Here is a 16,313-nt window from a genome sequence, read left to right as displayed (position 1 = left end):
CCTCTGATATGAGGTGGTGGGGAGCTGATGCTCCCTTCAATTTTAGCTGATTCCTTCCCTCTGATTCCACCTTAATCCTCTGTCCAAAAATTGGGGGGAACTTCACTCCTAAGATACTGGGGGAGTAGGCCATCAAGTGAGTTAAAGGTGGGAAACTCCGTTTCAGAATCCCAACCCTTAAAGGCGATATCGACGGGAGGAAAGCCCGGAGGAAGCGGCTCTCCTATCAGCCGGGAGGAAGATGAACTCACATTCGAGGAGTTTAACGCCCTACTGGATATGGAGGTGAAGGATGAGGGGGAAGCTCGAGGGCCGGAAAATCTTGAGAAACGGAAACCAGAAAAAACCTCGTCGTCCTATCAACCCGAAGATCTATTGGAGCAACCCGAAGATAAGGAGAAACTATTGGAAAGACAAGATGAAACGGATGAGATGTTGATCGCTTATAAAGAAGCTCGTAAGGCATATATGGCTATAGAAGCTCAACTATCCCCTCTTCTGAGGGAGAACTTCAAGATCAACCGAAGGATGGAGGAGATCATACTTCACGATATGAAGGAGGCAGGAACGAGGGAGGAGATAGATGCGTTGAAGAGGGAGTTCGACGGTCTGAAAAGGAGACATGATGAGATCTCATCCATTATCGATGAGCTAATAGCGGAGCAGAAGAGAGTTAAGGAGGAGTTTGAGATGAGATATGGCATCTCCTTCAGCGAGGCTTACCTAAAGGATGAAGAGCTGAAGAGGAGAATGGGACAAGTCAAAGAGGAATGAAAACCTAAGGGGGAAATGAAGATTTCAATCGATTCTGCTGGTCATAGCTATTTTGATGTAACCCCTCCTATCGATCCCACTATTGACTGAGGCTGAGGTTGATGTTAAAATAGAGTCGCTTTCATGATGAGGTGTCTAGCCATGCGCGTCATCGCCGGCAGGTTCAAGGGTAGGAGGCTTGTCACGGTTCGATCGGGGTCCGTCAGATATACCTCCGATAGGGTCAGGGAATCCCTCTTCGCCATCATAAGGGATATCGTGCCGGGAAGCTTCTTTCTCGATCTCTTTGCCGGGGTGGGTTCCGTCGGAATAGAGGCTCTGAGCCGAGGGGCAGGGTTCGTCCTCTTCGTCGAGAAAAACCCCAGATGTGTCAAGGCCATCCGCGAAAATCTCCGCTTGTGTGGTCTTCCCTTCGGAGATGAATCGGTTCACATCTTCCAGAAGGATGCTCTCAGGGCGTTTAAGGCAATGGAGAACATGGGGTTGAAGTTCGATCTTGTCTTTCTCGATCCTCCTTATGGCTCATTCCTGCTGGAGAAGGCGCTCAGAAAGCTCGACGGGTCTCAGATCCTCAGCGATGATGCCATGGTCATCGCCGAACGTCCTTTCAGGTCTTTCCTCCCGGAGGAAACGGAGAACCTCACCCGCATCAGGGAGGAGAGATACGGCGATACCGTTTTAACCTTCTACAAGAGGAGGAAACCATGAAACTTGCGGTCCAGGAAGGGCTTATCCCCGGAAGAGATCTGGCCGAAAAACTGGATAACGCCGCCAAATTCGGCTTTGAAGGGATCGAGTTCTGGGGTTCGGGCCTCGAGAACAGACAGGAGGAGATAATCAGGGCCACCGAGAACCACCAGGTTAAACCGAGCACGATCTGCGCCGGTTACGGCGGATGTCTGCTCGATCCGAACAGATCCGAGCGGGATAGGGCTGTGAACGACATAAAGAAGCTCCTGAAGGTGGCCGCCAACATCGGAGCCGTCGGATTGATAGTGGTGCCGATATTCGGCGGGCCGAGGATAAACGACCTCTCCCCCTATAAATCCGCCGTCCAGCTCGAGAAAGAGCTCCTGATCATGCAGATGAAGGAGATCGGAGATTACGCCGCCGAGGTAGGGGCATATGTGCTGCTCGAACCTCTCAACAGGTACGAAACACACCTGCTTAAAAGGCTGCGTGATGCTGTGGAGATCTGCGAAGCCGTGGATAAGCCCTACGTGAGGATAATGGCCGATTTCTTCCATATGAACATCGAGGAGCCCGTCATAGCCGATAGCATCCGCGAGGCGGGCGATTACATAAAACACGTGCATCTGGCCGATAGCACGAGGTTGCTTCCCGGATATGGGCATACCGATTTCAAATCGGGCTTCGAGGCCCTGAAGGAGGTGGGCTTCGAAGGGTATATGGCGCTTGAGTGCGGTGTGCCCGGCGATCCACATGTCGAGCTTCCCAAAACCGTTCAGTATATGAAACAGTGGTTGTAGACCGTTCTAAGTAAGGGCGTGAAGGATAAGGCCCTTCACGCCTTCATCGGAATATATAGCCAAATTAGAGTTTGATGAATGGGCGATTAACTTGGCTAAGGAAAAAGATTTCTGGTTTAACCGAAGGGGACGTTGCTAAGATCACAGAAGAACACCGTGGGTAATGAGTAGATCTCGTTTAGCTATTGACATGAATATACTGATAAGAGAGTTTGAAAATAGGCTTTGGATTTTTGATCACTCCCACTTAACCTCCCCCACCGAAGGGGAGGAGCCTAAAATTCCCCTCCCTCGATGGGAGGGGCCAGGGGAGGGTGAAAAATTCAAAAGGTTTTCGCAAACTTGCTTATCAGCGACGCGGTTAAAAATTATGATCGGATTTCTTATCGTATTGGTTCTTCCAATGGTAATGTCTTCATGCGCCACATCATCGCTCAATCCTAAGATCCTTTACCCAGAACAATCGGCCTACTATGTTGTCGAATATTTCCTTCCGTTCCCAGCTATTGTGTATTCCTATATTGAAGAACTAAACGGTCAAAGAGTAACGCTGCAGGATTGGACTTTTTATAAGCCGGGTAAACACAGTTTTCCCGTGAGCAAAAAACTGAAGGGAATCCTTCATATAGAAGCTTGGGGAGTTGATGTGGTTCAGATAAAAGTCCACGGCTACTATCCTCGAGGGATGACCTCAGATCGCTTTGGGCGTCTTTACTCTACGGATGCCAATTACTTAGAGATGGTTGAAAACATCGGCGGTATTTGGGGAGTTCCTAAGATAATATTAAAAGGGAAATTCTGGGTTTCAAAAAGCTTTGATTTTTATCAGCGCCCCCTTGGTGGAGCTATATCCGATAAAGGAGATCTCTTTGTTATTTGCCCTCACCACTTGATAAAGGCTGAAGGGATATCAGTCTTTAAGGTTATTTCCAACAGAACCTCAAAGTCTCGACAAGTTAAAGTTAAAACAAAATATTCCGATCAAAAGCTTAATCAAGCCTCGGGGATTGAGATATACAAGGATAGAGTTTACGTTACTGACCTTGACACTGTTAAGATTTTTGATTTCGAACTTCGATTAGTAGATATTTGGCAGTTTCCGAATCGAACCTTGAAAGATCTGCGGATTAGAAATGGTAAGCTTTTTCTTTCCGATTCAGCCCAAGGTAAAATTCTTATATGCGATTTGATCACCAGGAAAGTGTCCCAAGAAATCGACAATCCGCATTCCAGTTATCTCGCTTTATATGAAGACAAAATATACGCTATAGGGGAAGAAGGAGTAAATGTCTTTACCAGTGATGGTGTATTCCTGAGAACCTATCCTTTTATAGATATTGAGTCAGGAATAGGTGGTTTAGAAGTCGTAGATGGTAATGTCTGCTTGTACGTCATAGGATATACAAGCAGAATCGTAATATACCGCGACACCCAAAAAAAATTATCGCATAGTTTGTTCTTAGAATAAGGGATGGTTCACGTCACTTTATGGTTACACTTTCATAGGGCGGCATTTTCAATGCCGCCGTTTTCGGCAGGGTTGGAAACCCCGCCTTACGAGATCAGAAGAGTGAAAGTGTCACCTTAATTCATCCAGGATATGAACCGTCCCCAACTAATCAATCAGGAGGTATAAAATGGATAAAGTCAAAGTCGCCTTCATAGGTGTCGGCGGCATAGCGCATGCGCATCTCAACAACCTCAGCGGGTTTTCCGACGTTGAGTTCGTTGCCATGTGCGATGTGGATGAGAACAGGGCGAAATCGGCCGCCGATCGGTTCGGCGGAAAGCCGTATACCGATTTCAAGGTGATGTTCGATAGGGAGAAGTTCGACGCCCTCTACATCTGCACCCCTCCCTTCGCCCATGGCGAGCAGGAGATGATCGCCTGCGAGAAGGGCATCCCATTTTTCGTCGAAAAGCCCATAGCCGCCGATCTGGAGACGGCGTTGAAGATAGATGAGGCCGTGCGTAAAAGCGGCATAATCACGGCCGTGGGGTATCACTGGCGCTATACCAACTCCGCCGAGGCGGCCAAATCCTTCCTTTCAGATAAGCTCGTCCTGGGAGCTCTGGGATACTGGATGGGTGGATTGCCGGGGACATACTGGTGGAGACAGAGGAAGCTCTCCGGAGGTCAACATGTGGAGCAGACGACCCATATCATAGATCTGGCCCGCTATATGATCGGAAGCGACGCCGAATACGTCCAGATGTTCGCGGCCAGCGGCAGCATGACCGATATCCCCGACTACGACGTGGATGACATGAGCGTGATCAACGTCAAGTTCAGAAACGGCGCCATAGCGAACATCACCTCCGCCTGTTGCCTCTCCCAGGGATATAAGGTCGAGCTGGATGTGATCTGCAGGGATATAGTGGTGGAGATAACCGGCGGCGCGGCGAGACTTATAAGACGCGGAGACCTCCAGCATAGGGTCGAGGAAAGGATCGAGTCCAGGATCAACGCCTATCAGGCCGAGGATAGAACCTTCATAGATGCCGTTAAATCGGGCGATCCGTCGAAGATAAAATCGCCATACTCGGATGCCTTACAGACGCATAAGCTCCAGATGGCAGCGAGCAAGTCGCTTGAAACCGGCAGGGTGGAGAAGGTGGAATAAAGCAGATCGCTCATATTATCGCTGAGTGTAAGGGGATGCGAAAACAGGTTAAGGTTTAGGTTGAGGTTAAGATGGTCAAGGGTCAAGAGACAAAAAAGAGACTAAGGGCTTTTCAATGATTTGGTATAATCAGGCGTGGTAGGGGCTCGCCCCTGCGCGTGCCCCCAAATCCGGCAGGCACAAGGAGAACGGCGAATGGCGAGTAGCGAGTGGTGATTCTCCCCTATTCGCCACTCGCTACTCGCTACAATTACAGCGCCGGCGAAAAACGTTGAAAACCCCTAAGAAGAGACTCTTGACCCTCGACCTTTCTAACTAATACGATGACGCGAGATGAAAGGTTTTCACTCTTAGCGAAACTGGGCTGGTGGTCCTTCGTGGCGGGGATGATCCTCCTGATCCTCTCCGTCGGATTCGGCCTCGCCTCGATCATCTATTCGATTCTGCGTGACGGCATAATCGCCGGATTTTCGACCGCCCTTAAAGCGGCGGCGTGGATTATCCTATCCCTCATTTTGATGGCTTTGGGTGAAACAACGGCCCTTTTGATCTCGATTGAGAAGGGGGTCAGATCGCTCGTCGATGAAATTCAGAAGCTTCAGGTGAGACCTGTCGTCGGGGAAAGCGAGGGCGAAACGATCTTCGATGAATTCGGCATAGAGATCGCTGAGAGAGGGGAATAGATTTCCTACCCCTTTTTGATCTTTAAAAGTATCGATGATATAAGGAAAGTGAGGGTTAATAGCAGGACTATCGTCGCACCGCTGGGCGTGTTCAGGTAATAGGAGATCACGATCCCACCCAATGATGAAAGCACTCCGGCGAGGATCGAAAATGCCATTAACGCCTTGAAGTTTCTCACCCACCCCATCACCGTGGCGGACGGAGCCACCAGAAGGGCTGAAACCAGGATTATCCCCACGACTTTAATCGATATGACGATCGCGACGGAGATCATGCTCAAAAGCAGCATATCCATCGCGACGACCGGTATCCCGGAAACCCTTGCCATCTGCGAGTCGAAGGTGATATAGAGGAACTGATGGTAGAAGATGAGTATCAGAAACATCAGGATCACTCCGAGCGAGGCGGTTATGATCAGATCAACTTTGCTGACCGCCAGTATATTGCCGAAGAGGTATCCGAACAGGTCCACGTTGTACTCCTTTATCAGGTTGATGATTATGGCGCCGAAGGACATCGTCGCGGCGAAAAAAACGCCTATCGGCACATCGCTCTTCAGCCTTGTGAGCCTTCCGATCACGGCTATCGCCCATGAGACGAGGACGCAGAAGATGATCGCCACCGCTGAGGGGTTGAGTCCGAGGTAATATCCCAACGCCACTCCTCCGAAAGCTGCATGGCTTATCCCCGCCCCCAAAAAGGCCATACCTCTCAAAACGACATATGTCCCTATGGCAGCCGTCAACGCTCCGACGATCACCCCGGCCATGAGCGCTCTCTGCATGAATCCGTATTGGAGCATCTCAGTCAGGTTCATTTCCTCTCCTCTCTTCCCTCATGTGTAAGCAGGAACACGTTCATCCCATAAAGCCGGTTCAGCTTCTCGCTCTTCATCACATCGGCGGGACATCCGTGCATGTAAAGCTTGCGGTTGAGGCAGGCGATCTTCGTCACGTGATCCGTGATGGCGCCTATATCGTGTGAGACCATGATGATGGTCATCCCCATATCATGTAGTCTTGACAGCAGCGAGTAGAAGTTCTCCTGTGAGGGTTGGTCTATGCCAGAGGTGGGCTCATCCAGGATGAGCAGCCTGGGCTCCTGGGCGAGCGCGCGGGCCAAAAGCACCCTTTGCTGTTGCCCACCTGAGAGTTCTCCGAAGAGTTTGCCAGCATGTTCCAGCATCCCCATCTCTCTGAGCGCCTCCTCGATTTTCCTCCTGTCATCTCCGCTTAGCCTCCGGGCCCATCGTCTCCGATGAATTCTCCCCAGGGCGACGACCTCATAGACGGTTATCGGGAAGAACCGCTCCGCCTCGTGCCTCTGCGGTATGTATCCCACCAGGCTTCTGAGTTCCCCCAGCTTCCGCGGTTCCCTGCCGAAGACCCTCACGTAACCCTCATCCGGCCTGATCAAACCGACGATGATCCTGAGCAGCGTCGTTTTGCCCGCTCCGTTTGGGCCGACGATACCCATGAAATCCCCCTCCTCGACCTCCAGGTTAACCCCTTCCAGCACGGATATCCCATCGAACCTGACCCATACATCCTTCAACTCGACGACCCTCTCGCTCATCTGAACACCTCCTCGATCGCCTTGAGGTTTCGCCTCATCAGCTTGAAGTAATCCTCCTTCGAGCTCCCCAGTGGATCAAGGGTGGCCAATTTGACGTTCGCCTCATGGGCGATCATCTCCGCCACCTTCGGATTGAACTGCGGCTCTATGAAGATCACCTTTACTTTATATCTCTTGATCTCCCTGATTATCGTCGCTATATCTCGGGGCGTTGGAGATTTTCCGGGGCTTTTCTCCACCACGCCCACGATCTGAATTCCATATCTCCTGGCGAAGTAATCCCAGGCCGGATGGAACACCACCGCCCGCTTATCCCTTATCCCTCCTATCCGCCTTCTGATCTCCCTATCCAGGGCGTCCAGCTTGGCCTGCAGTTTCCTGAGATTCTCCCTGTAGTAGGCTTTGTTTTCGGGATCGACCTGCTCCAGTCCCTTTTCGATGTTATGTGCCATCTTTTTGGCCAGGATGGGATCGAGCCAGACGTGTGGGTTGCCGCCTCTGGTCCGTTTACCCTCATGTCCGGCCTTAGCGCCGATGAGTTTTATCCCCTTTGAGGCCTCGACGAGAACGAGTTTTCTATTTGAGCTTCCCTTCAACATCTTCTCAGCCCACATCTCCAGTCCGGCGCCGTTTTCGACGAAGAGATCAGCGCGTGCGATGAGCTTCATCTTATCGGCCGTCGGCTCGTAGACGTGCGGACTGGCGCCTGGGGGAAGCAGCACGATCACCTCACCTTTATCACCCACCAGTTCACGCGTCAGACTTCCAAGCGGGGGGATGGTTACGACCACGTTGAGCCGATCCGCCCCGAAGGCGTAGAATAGGGTGCAGAGGGATAATAACATCAGGAACCACCTTCTCATTCCCACTCCTCCCGGCTTAAGATCGTCCGAGGAATATTCTACCTTACCTTTTATATGGATATCAAGGCTATTAGGATCCGCGGATCCGCGCTCGCTCAAGTAAGGTCCCTCTGTGAATGTTAGGTTGACAAAAACATCGCTTTTTGCTAAACTTTAATATGTCTTGGGCGGAAGTAGCTCAGTGGTAGAGCTTCTGCTTGCCATGCAGAAGGTCGCGGGTTCGAATCCCGTCTTCCGCTCCATTCTTGAGGCGACGTAGCCAAGAGGTAAGGCCGCGGCCTGCAAAGCCGCTATCACCGGTTCGAGTCCGGTCGTCGCCTCCATTATTCTTCGAGGTGGGCGGTTAGCTCAGCTGGTCAGAGTACTTGCTTGACATGCAAGGGGTCACAGGTTCAAGTCCTGTACCGCCCACCATTTTTCTTTTATTATATGAATGCCCAGGACTTTGGAGCCTGTTAAGGGCTCTATTTTTTTATCTCGCTTCTAAGGTGAATCGATGTGGATACGGTGAAGATCTCCTTTCCGGACGGTTCGTCTAAGGAGTATCCGAAGGGTATAACCCCGCTAGAGATAGCTTCGGATATCGGTCCGGGTCTCGCCAAAGCGGCGCTGGCAGCCCTGGTTAACGGAGAGCTTGTGGATTTAACCCGACCGATCACATCCGACGCCGAGGTCCGTATCTTGACCTTCCGTGATGAGGAGGGGCGACGAGTGTATCGGCACTCGGCCTCACACGTCATGGCGCAGGCGGTCAAAGAGCTCTTCCCCGAGGCGAAACTCGGCATAGGCCCGGCGATAGAGGATGGTTTCTACTATGACTTCGACGTGCCGAAACCCTTTACGCCGGATGACCTGGAAAGGATCGAGGAGAGAATGCGTCAGATCATCAAGGCTGATTATCCCTTCAAACGCAGGGAGGTTACGAAGGATGAGGCGATAAGGCTGTTCGAGGAGATGGGGGAGATCTACAAGGTCGAACTGCTTAATGAGATGGAGGACGAGATCGTCTCGCTTTATGAGCACGATAAATTCGTGGATCTGTGCAGGGGACCGCACCTCCCCAGCACGGGCAAACTGAAGGTGGTCAAGCTCCTTAGCGCCGCGGGGGCATACTGGAGGGGAGACGAAAGTAGGAAGATGCTCCAGCGGATCTACGGAACCGCCTACGAGAGAAAATCCGACCTGGACGCGCACCTCAGAAGGATAGAGGAGGCCGAGAGACGGGATCACCGCAGGCTCGGCAGACAGTTGGATCTGTTCTCCTTCCACGAGGTGGCCGGAGCAGGGCTGGTATACTGGCATCCTAAGGGGGCGATGATAAGAAAGATCATCGAGGATTTCTGGCGTGATCAACACATCAAAGGTGGATACGAGTTCGTCTATACCCCACATATCGGGAGATCATGGCTCTGGAAGACCTCCGGACATCTCGATTTCTTCAGCGAGAATATGTATTCTCCTATGGACGTGGACGGACAGGACTACTACCTCAAACCGATGAATTGCCCGTTTCACATAATGATTTATAAGACTAGGATCAGATCGTATCGCGACCTACCCCTGAGATGGGCTGAGCTTGGAACGGTCTATCGGTACGAAAGAGGCGGTGTGCTGCATGGATTGATGAGGGTGAGGGGGTTCACTCAGGATGACGCCCATATCTTCTGCACTCCCGAACAGATAGAGGAGGAGATACTGCGCGTGCTGCGGTTTTCGCTTGAGATGTTGCGCTCCTTCGGGTTCGATCAGTTCGAGGTTTATCTCTCGACCAAGCCCGAAAAGGCGGTCGGCGAGCCCGAAAGATGGGAGCAGGCGCAGAACTCGCTCCGCAATGCGCTCGAAGCTGAGGGGCTTTCCTTTGAAGTGGATGAGGGAGGAGGAGCATTTTATGGTCCTAAGATAGACATAAAGATCAAGGACGCCATCGGAAGATCATGGCAGTGTTCCACGATACAGTTCGACTTCAACCTGCCGGAACGGTTCGATCTCAGTTATGTGGGGGAGGACGGCAGGGAACATCGGCCGTACATGGTTCACAGGGCGCTCCTGGGTTCCTTGGAACGGTTCTTCGGCGTGTTGATCGAGCACTATGCCGGGGCGTTTCCGATCTGGCTCGCTCCGGTCCAGGTGAGGGTGATGAACATCACAAGAGATCAGGAGGATTACGCTCTTCAGATCACCAGAAGGTTAAAGGAGGCGGGGTTGAGAGCCGATAATGATATCCGGGGAGAGAAGCTCGGTTACAAGGTAAGGGAGGCCCAACTGGAAAAGATCCCTTATATGCTGATCGTCGGCGCCAGGGAGAAGGATAGCGGAACGGTGGCCGTTAGAACCCGAAGGGGTGAGGATCTCGGTGGGATGAAAGTTGAGGATTTCATCCGGAAGATCAAAGAGGAGATCGAGAGCAAAGCCACTTACCCTTGACTTTTACTCCCCTTAACTTGTATGATTTAATTGTGGAAAATCTATCTGGAGGTGCGTAAGATAGAGCCGAGGGTTAACTGGCAGATCCGTGTGAGAAAGATACGGGTCATCGACGAAAACGGCAAACAGCTTGGGATAATGACCCCCAAAGAGGGGATGAGGATAGCCCAGCAGAAAGGGCTGGATCTGGTGGAGGTGGCGCCCAAGGCATCGCCTCCCGTTTGCAAGATAATGGATTACGGCAAGTACATGTACGAGCAGAAGAAGCGAGCGCGTGAGGCCAAAAAACATCAGAAAACCGCCGAGCTCAAGGAGATAAGGTTCAAATACGACATAGCCGACCACGATTACCAGTTCAAACTCCGCCATGCCGAGAAATTCCTTCGGTCGGGCAAAAGGGTCAAGATCTCCATAATCTTCAGAGGCAGAGAGGTGGTACACGCCGATTTAGGGCGGAAGATGCTTGAGAAATTCGCAGCCGACCTCTCCCATGTGGGAAGTATCGAACAGTATCCCAGGATGGACGGAAGGATGATGAGCATCCTGCTCGTGCCCAATCCGGAGATGACGGAAAAGGGGGATGACGAAGATGCCGAAGATGAAAAGCAACAGAAGCGCTAGGAAGAGGTTCAAGGTCACCAGCTCCGGAAAGATCAAAAGGTATAAGGCATACGCAGGACACCTCTTCCTCAACAAAACCGCGAAGCGTAAGAGAAGGCTTCGACGAAGCGATCTGGTCGATCCGGCTGACGAAAAGAGGATAAAGAGACTTCTGCCGTATGGATAAAATCACCGGTGCGAAAGGAGAGTAGCGAAAGATGCCGAGGGTAAAGAGAGGGGTAACCGCTCGAAAGCGAAAGAGGAAAATCCTCAAGTACGCTAAGGGATTCAGAGGTGGCAGAAAGAACCTGATACGTACGGCGACGGAGGCCGTACATAAAGCCTGGCAGCACTCCTACGAGCACAGGAGATTACGCAAGCGGGATTTCAGGCGGCTGTGGATCGTCAGGATCAACGCCGCCGTGAGACCATATGGGCTCTCATACAGTAGATTCATGCACGGCTTGAAGCTTGCCGGGGTGGAGCTCGATAGGAAAATGCTGGCCGATGTCGCCATCAACGACTCCGATGCCTTCGCTAAGCTGGTTGAAACGGCTAAATCACAGCTCGCCGCCTCCTGAGATCTGATGGAAGGAATTCCGCCAGGAAAGCCCACTCTATACAGGTTGAGGTAAAGGTTAAGGTTGTGGTATAATACCTTTGGTATAAAACCCTAGGGCCGGACCGGTCCGAAGTTAAGCCTCTGGAGGAGAGGGCCTCTGCAAAGGTTAAGGAACGAGGAACCAGGAGTGGAAAACGTTACAACGTTAAACGTTGAACGTGCAACGGATTTCCTTTCTCCTCGTTCCTCCGATGTAAGCCGCTTCGATGAGGGAGGAAGCTCATCTCCTTTGGAGATGAGAGGAGGTCACTGGGAGATTTTCAAAAGAACGGGTTCGATACACGCCTTTCTGGCGTATCTCTTCGGGCGGGATGGGATAATGAGATCCCATCCCAACAGACAGAATATACCGACAAAGGCAGTGAAGGAGATAAGTAGGCCCGCGTAAACCCCGAACAGAGAGGGGATGTCACCGGCTGAAAGCATCCCTTCGGGGCCGCCGGCTGAATTTCGCTCCGGAGCTTCCAGGCTGAAACCCATCCAGGGCGAGTAGGCCTGGACGGTTCCCCGCCGTTACCGGGAAGGATGAGTGGGCAGATCCCAAGGGGATCTGTCAACCGGGGTGGTACCGCGGAAGCGTATTTGAAGGCTTGCGCTTTCGTCCCCGGCCAAAGTAGGCTGAGGATGGAAAACGCAAGCCTTTTTTGTTATAAAGCATGGAGGAAACGCAGATGGAAAAGGAACTCAGGGAGATTGAGACGGAGATCATAGGTAAACTCAAAACGGCTAAAACCCTCGATGAACTCGAAGCTATAAGGGTCTCATACCTCGGGCGCAAGGGCAAATTGACCAACCTGCTTAAAGGCATGTCAAAGCTGCCTCCCGATCAGAGGCCGATTATCGGTAGGCTAGCAAATCAGGTCAGATCCACTATAAACGAGGCTCTGGAGGAGACAAGGGAGAGGCTGATACGGGAGGAGAGGGAACGGAAACTCGCTGCCGAAAAGGTGGATATAACCCTCCCCGGAAGGAGACCCCCTCTCGGCGTCGAGCACCCGATCACACAGACGCTGGAGAGGATCAAGGAGATATTCCTCGGAATGGGATTCCAGGTGGTTGAGGGACCCGAAGTGGAGGATGAATACCATAACTTCGAGGCGCTTAACACCCCTGAACATCATCCCGCCCGCGACATGCAGGATACGTTCTACATAACCGACAGAGTCCTCCTCAGAACACAGACATCTCCCGTCCAGATCAGGGTTATGGAGAAGCGCAAACCGCCCATTCGGATCATAGCCCCCGGCAGGGTCTACAGACGGGATGCCGATATCTCACACAGTCCGATGTTCCACCAGGTTGAAGGATTGATGGTGGACGAGCGTGTAACTTTTGCCGAGCTGAAGGGAGTTTTAACCTCATTCGCCCACCAGATGTTCGGCCCTGAGACCAGGCTCAGATTTCGCCCCAGCTTCTTTCCCTTCACCGAACCGTCAGCGGAGGTGGATATCTCCTGCATCATCTGCGGTGGAAAGGGATGTCGCACGTGTAAGGGAACGGGATGGATGGAGATACTCGGCTCCGGCTCAGTCGATCCGGAGGTGTTCAAGGCAGTAGGCTATGACCCTGAGAGAATTACCGGATTCGCCTTCGGGATGGGCGTGGAACGGATCGCCATGCTTCGATACGGCATAAACGATATCAGGTTGCTTTTTGAAAACGACATGAGGTTTCTCGAACAATTCCAGTGACACGACAGGGGATTAAAGTTGTATATCGGAAAAAAGAGAGTAGAATTCACGTTTCACGCTCGAAGACGTATGTTGGAACGCCATATAACAGAAGAGCAAACCGTTAAAGTAATTGAAAAACCTGATAGGGAAAGGAAAGCTCGATCAAAGGGATGTCGCCGAGCAGAGCGAAAACTCGGCGTGAGAACTCTTGGGGTTGTGTATAAGGAGGAGAAACAAGTAATCAAAATTATTACAGCATGGCAGGTGAGATAAAAATGCATATCATCCTTGAAATTGATGAAGAGGCAAAAGCTCTATATTTCCGACTGAGAGAAGGGGAAATAGCGAAAACGGTGGAGTATACGGAGGAACAGGAAATATTTCTTGATCTAGACAAACAGGGACGGCTACTGGCGATTGAGATATTGGATCCCTCTTCAGTCGATATGAAATCGGTATTCAAAGAACTATCTGAGCGTTATGGGATTGAGGATTTGAGCTCATTGCTCAGCAAATCTCTGGTCGAACTGGCAGCTTGAACGTAGATAATATCGGAGGTTCAAAATGCGAGTTACCCTTGATTGGCTCAAAGAGTTCGTGGATTTCGACCTCACACCTGAGGAGCTGGCCGATAGGCTTACCATGGCCGGGCTTGAGGTCGATGCTATAGAGAGAATCGGCGAGGGGATAGACGATAGGGTCGTCATCGGAAAGGTGATCTCGATCGAAAGGCATCCCAACGCCGACAAATTAAAGATCTGTCATGTGGATGTGGGAGCACAAAAACTTCAGGTGGTCTGTGGCGCGCCGAACGTCAGAAAGGGAATGCTCGCCCCGATGGCACTGATCGGCTCTAATCTCCCGATCGGCATGACGCTCAAGGTGGCGAAAATCAGAGGAGTGGAATCGTACGGCATGCTCTGCTCCGAAAGGGAGCTGGGGTTATCGGAGGAGGCCTCAGGATTGATGGAGCTTCCTGAAGGACTCCCCGTCGGAATGAGGTTGAACGAGGCGCTGAACCTGCCTACGGTGGTGATTGAGTTCGATCTCACCCCCAACAGGCCGGATTGCCTCAGCGTATATGGGATCGCCCGCGAGATCTCAGCCATCACCGGAAACCCGCTTCGCCCCATAGAGATAAACCTCATCGAACAGGGACCGCCTGTGGAGGAGGTAACCTCCGTTCTCATCGAGGATCCCGATCTATGTCCCAGATATACCGCCAGGGTGATCCTGGACGTCAAGATAGCCCCCTCGCCCTGGTGGATGAGATGGAGGCTTAACGCCGTGGGCTTAAGGCCCATAAACAACGTCGTGGATATCACCAACTACGTCCTCATGGAGCTCGGCCATCCGTTACATGCCTTCGATTATAGGAAGCTGGAGGAAAACAGGATCGTCGTCCGTAGGGCAAAAGATGGCGAGGAGCTGGTCACACTGGACGGGGAGCTCAGAAAGCTCAGGTCGGATATGCTCGTCATAGCCGATGCCCGGAAACCCGTGGCCCTCGCCGGGATCATGGGCGGAGAGGATAGCGAGGTGACCGATCGGACTACAGAGGTGCTGCTCGAAAGCGCATATTTCAACCCTGTCAGCATACGCAAAACCTCTAAGGCGCTCGGCATGCATACCGAGGCATCACATAGATTCGAGAGGGGCACGGATATCGAAGGGCTGGTGACCGCATCGGCGAGAGCGGCTCAACTGATGGTGGAGATCGCCGGTGGGATGATATGCCGCGGGATGGCGGACGCATATCCCAAAAAGAGAACGCAGTTCCACATCAAATTCAGACCTCAGAGATGCAACTATCTGCTCGGCACGGAGATATCGACCGAGGAGATGGAGGATATATTCCGGAGGCTTAAATTCAAGACCGTTAGGGAACCGGACGGGACGATCAGCGTGGAGGCGCCCAGCTTCAGGCCGGACATAGAACGGGAGGTCGATCTCATAGAGGAGGTGGCCAGGATCTACGGATACGACAAAATACCCACCTTCATGCCGTTTGGGGAGGTCCCGGAGGCCGAACCGAACCTGAGGGAGAGGTTGCGGAATATAGCCCGAAAGGTCATGCTGGGCTCCGGATTGAGCGAGGCCGTGAATTACTCCTTTTACGATCCGGGTTGGTTCGATATGATCCTCCTTCCAGAGGACGATCCCCGCAGAAGGACGGTGAATCTCCGTAACCCGCTCAGCAGGGAGCAGTCCGTTATGCGCACAACCCTCGTGCCCAGCCTGTTGGAGAACGTCTCGTGGAACATCAGACATCAGGTCAGACAGGTCAAGCTCTTCGAGCTGGCTCGAACCTTCTGGCCCAAACCCGATCATCCGGAGGAACTGCCCCTGGAGAGAGAGATGCTGGGCGGGGTGTTGAGCGGCACTATGTCCGCCGGGACATGGTGCGATCCTGAACGAGAGCCCGACTTCTTCGATCTGAAGGGGATCGTCGAGGAACTGTTGGACGGTTTCGGCGTGAAGGAGGCGAGGTTCATCAGATCCGGAGAGCCCTTCCTGCATCCCGGGAGATCGGCAGATCTGATCGTCGGCGGGGAGAAAGTGGGGATCTTAGGCGAGGTTCATCCGGATGTGCTTGAACGATGGGATATACCGCAAAGGGTGTACCTGTTTGAGCTTGACTTTGATCTGCTGTGCGAGGCTTCGGATCTGTCCCGTAGGTTCATCCCTATCCCTCAGTTCCCAAAGCTCACAAGGGACATAGCGCTCCTTGTGCGCAGCGATCTGCCTTCCGAGGAGGTCACTGAGATCATACGTTCTTTCAGCCCGCTCGTTAGCTCCGTCAGGCTCTTCGACCTGTATGAAGGGGATAGGATACCGGAGGGCCTCAAAAGCTTGGCCTATACCATAGATTTCGTCTCACCTGAAAGGACATTGACCGATCAGGAGGTGGACGAGGAGCTGAGAAGGCTTCTGAGAGCCCTTGAGGAAAGGGTCGACGCCAAGCTGAGAGGACAGATTTAGAG

The 16,313-nt window shown here is 52.2% G+C and carries 17 protein-coding genes, 3 tRNA genes and 1 other annotated feature; of the genes, 17 read left to right on the top strand and 3 right to left on the bottom strand.

Going from position 1 to position 16,313, the window contains the following annotated elements; translation table 11 throughout:
• Nucleotides 1-147: 147 nt before the first annotated feature.
• The 6 genes from J7M22_07780 to J7M22_07755 all read left to right on the top strand — a co-directional run bounded on the left by J7M22_07780 (nt 148) and on the right by J7M22_07755 (nt 5,571).
• A complete protein-coding gene (locus J7M22_07780) occupies nt 148-774 on the top strand; it encodes a hypothetical protein (GenBank protein ID MCD6506511.1) in 627 nt (208 codons plus the stop codon).
• 141 nt (nt 775-915) lie between these two features.
• Entirely contained in the window at nt 916-1,482 is a 567-nt protein-coding gene (gene rsmD / locus J7M22_07775; protein MCD6506510.1) for a 16S rRNA (guanine(966)-N(2))-methyltransferase RsmD, read from the top strand.
• Complete coding sequence (locus J7M22_07770) at nt 1,479-2,264, top strand: sugar phosphate isomerase/epimerase (protein ID MCD6506509.1); 786 nt, start codon at nt 1,479-1,481, stop codon at nt 2,262-2,264. The genes rsmD and J7M22_07770 overlap by 4 nt, the downstream gene beginning before the upstream one ends.
• A 370-nt stretch (nt 2,265-2,634) precedes the next feature.
• A complete protein-coding gene (locus J7M22_07765; protein MCD6506508.1) occupies nt 2,635-3,732 on the top strand; it encodes a hypothetical protein in 1,098 nt (365 codons plus the stop codon).
• 169 nt (nt 3,733-3,901) lie between these two features.
• Complete coding sequence (locus J7M22_07760; GenBank protein MCD6506507.1) at nt 3,902-4,888, top strand: Gfo/Idh/MocA family oxidoreductase; 987 nt, start codon at nt 3,902-3,904, stop codon at nt 4,886-4,888.
• Nucleotides 4,889-5,265: 377 nt separating this feature from the next.
• Nucleotides 5,266-5,571: a hypothetical protein gene (locus J7M22_07755; GenBank protein MCD6506506.1), complete on the top strand. Its 306-nt coding sequence runs from the start codon at nt 5,266-5,268 to the stop codon at nt 5,569-5,571.
• A gap of 5 nt (nt 5,572-5,576) precedes the next feature.
• On the opposite strand, the gene J7M22_07750 is transcribed toward J7M22_07755, so the two are convergent.
• Genes J7M22_07750 through J7M22_07740 form a run of 3 tightly spaced genes read right to left on the bottom strand, consistent with a single transcriptional unit; the run spans nt 5,577 to nt 8,010 of the window.
• Nucleotides 5,577-6,389 (bottom strand): metal ABC transporter permease, encoded by an 813-nt coding sequence (locus J7M22_07750; GenBank protein ID MCD6506505.1) that lies wholly within the window; start codon nt 6,387-6,389, stop codon nt 5,577-5,579.
• On the bottom strand, nt 6,386-7,147 hold the full coding sequence (locus J7M22_07745) for an ABC transporter ATP-binding protein (protein ID MCD6506504.1): 762 nt from the start codon (nt 7,145-7,147) through the stop codon (nt 6,386-6,388). Before J7M22_07745 ends, J7M22_07750 begins: the two co-directional genes overlap by 4 nt.
• Complete coding sequence (locus J7M22_07740; protein ID MCD6506503.1) at nt 7,144-8,010, bottom strand: zinc ABC transporter substrate-binding protein; 867 nt, start codon at nt 8,008-8,010, stop codon at nt 7,144-7,146. Before J7M22_07740 ends, J7M22_07745 begins: the two co-directional genes overlap by 4 nt.
• Before the next feature lie 167 nt (nt 8,011-8,177).
• On the opposite strand from J7M22_07740, the gene J7M22_07735 reads away from it, so the two are divergent.
• From J7M22_07735 to J7M22_07685, 11 genes are all read left to right on the top strand, one after another.
• Nucleotides 8,178-8,252: transfer RNA gene (locus J7M22_07735), tRNA-Gly, on the top strand.
• Between the two features lie 7 nt (nt 8,253-8,259).
• A tRNA-Cys gene (locus tag J7M22_07730) sits at nt 8,260-8,333 on the top strand.
• Nucleotides 8,334-8,347: 14 nt separating this feature from the next.
• Nucleotides 8,348-8,424, top strand: a tRNA-Val gene (locus J7M22_07725).
• Nucleotides 8,425-8,502: 78 nt separating this feature from the next.
• Nucleotides 8,503-10,434, top strand: a complete 1,932-nt coding sequence (thrS, locus tag J7M22_07720) for a threonine--tRNA ligase (GenBank protein MCD6506502.1) — start codon at nt 8,503-8,505, stop codon at nt 10,432-10,434.
• Nucleotides 10,435-10,479: 45 nt separating this feature from the next.
• Nucleotides 10,480-11,055: a translation initiation factor IF-3 gene (infC, locus tag J7M22_07715; GenBank protein MCD6506501.1), complete on the top strand. Its 576-nt coding sequence runs from the start codon at nt 10,480-10,482 to the stop codon at nt 11,053-11,055.
• Nucleotides 11,024-11,221 carry a 50S ribosomal protein L35 gene (gene rpmI / locus J7M22_07710; protein ID MCD6506500.1) on the top strand — a complete coding sequence of 66 codons (198 nt, stop codon included), beginning with the start codon at nt 11,024-11,026 and terminating at the stop codon, nt 11,219-11,221. The genes infC and rpmI overlap by 32 nt, the downstream gene beginning before the upstream one ends.
• A 31-nt stretch (nt 11,222-11,252) precedes the next feature.
• Nucleotides 11,253-11,615, top strand: a complete 363-nt coding sequence (rplT, locus tag J7M22_07705; GenBank protein MCD6506499.1) for a 50S ribosomal protein L20 — start codon at nt 11,253-11,255, stop codon at nt 11,613-11,615.
• Between the two features lie 393 nt (nt 11,616-12,008).
• Nucleotides 12,009-12,265 (top strand) — a binding site (T-box leader).
• 62 nt (nt 12,266-12,327) lie between these two features.
• Complete coding sequence (pheS, locus tag J7M22_07700) at nt 12,328-13,347, top strand: phenylalanine--tRNA ligase subunit alpha (GenBank protein MCD6506498.1); 1,020 nt, start codon at nt 12,328-12,330, stop codon at nt 13,345-13,347.
• Nucleotides 13,348-13,365: 18 nt separating this feature from the next.
• Entirely contained in the window at nt 13,366-13,602 is a 237-nt protein-coding gene (locus tag J7M22_07695; protein MCD6506497.1) for a DUF4258 domain-containing protein, read from the top strand.
• Nucleotides 13,603-13,604: 2 nt separating this feature from the next.
• Nucleotides 13,605-13,868, top strand: coding sequence for a DUF2283 domain-containing protein (locus J7M22_07690; GenBank protein MCD6506496.1), 264 nt, complete (start codon nt 13,605-13,607; stop codon nt 13,866-13,868).
• Between the two features lie 25 nt (nt 13,869-13,893).
• On the top strand, nt 13,894-16,311 hold the full coding sequence (locus tag J7M22_07685) for a phenylalanine--tRNA ligase subunit beta (GenBank protein ID MCD6506495.1): 2,418 nt from the start codon (nt 13,894-13,896) through the stop codon (nt 16,309-16,311).
• Nucleotides 16,312-16,313 lie beyond the last annotated feature (2 nt).

Source organism: Candidatus Poribacteria bacterium, assembly GCA_021162805.1.
GTDB lineage: Bacteria > Poribacteria > WGA-4E > B28-G17 > B28-G17 > JAGGXZ01.
This window is presented reverse-complemented; position numbering and strand designations above follow the sequence as displayed.

Coding starts and splice junctions, on each gene's coding strand:
- rsmD (MCD6506510.1), top strand. CDS start 916: ATGCGCGTCATCGCCGGCAGGTTCAAGGGTAGGAGGCTTGTCACGGTT.
- J7M22_07770 (MCD6506509.1), top strand. CDS start 1,479: ATGAAACTTGCGGTCCAGGAAGGGCTTATCCCCGGAAGAGATCTGGCC.
- J7M22_07765 (MCD6506508.1), top strand. CDS start 2,635: ATGATCGGATTTCTTATCGTATTGGTTCTTCCAATGGTAATGTCTTCA.
- J7M22_07760 (MCD6506507.1), top strand. CDS start 3,902: ATGGATAAAGTCAAAGTCGCCTTCATAGGTGTCGGCGGCATAGCGCAT.
- J7M22_07750 (MCD6506505.1), bottom strand. CDS start 6,389: ATGAACCTGACTGAGATGCTCCAATACGGATTCATGCAGAGAGCGCTC.
- J7M22_07745 (MCD6506504.1), bottom strand. CDS start 7,147: ATGAGCGAGAGGGTCGTCGAGTTGAAGGATGTATGGGTCAGGTTCGAT.
- J7M22_07740 (MCD6506503.1), bottom strand. CDS start 8,010: ATGAGAAGGTGGTTCCTGATGTTATTATCCCTCTGCACCCTATTCTAC.
- rpmI (MCD6506500.1), top strand. CDS start 11,024: ATGCCGAAGATGAAAAGCAACAGAAGCGCTAGGAAGAGGTTCAAGGTC.
- rplT (MCD6506499.1), top strand. CDS start 11,253: ATGCCGAGGGTAAAGAGAGGGGTAACCGCTCGAAAGCGAAAGAGGAAA.
- pheS (MCD6506498.1), top strand. CDS start 12,328: ATGGAAAAGGAACTCAGGGAGATTGAGACGGAGATCATAGGTAAACTC.
- J7M22_07690 (MCD6506496.1), top strand. CDS start 13,605: ATGCATATCATCCTTGAAATTGATGAAGAGGCAAAAGCTCTATATTTC.
- J7M22_07685 (MCD6506495.1), top strand. CDS start 13,894: ATGCGAGTTACCCTTGATTGGCTCAAAGAGTTCGTGGATTTCGACCTC.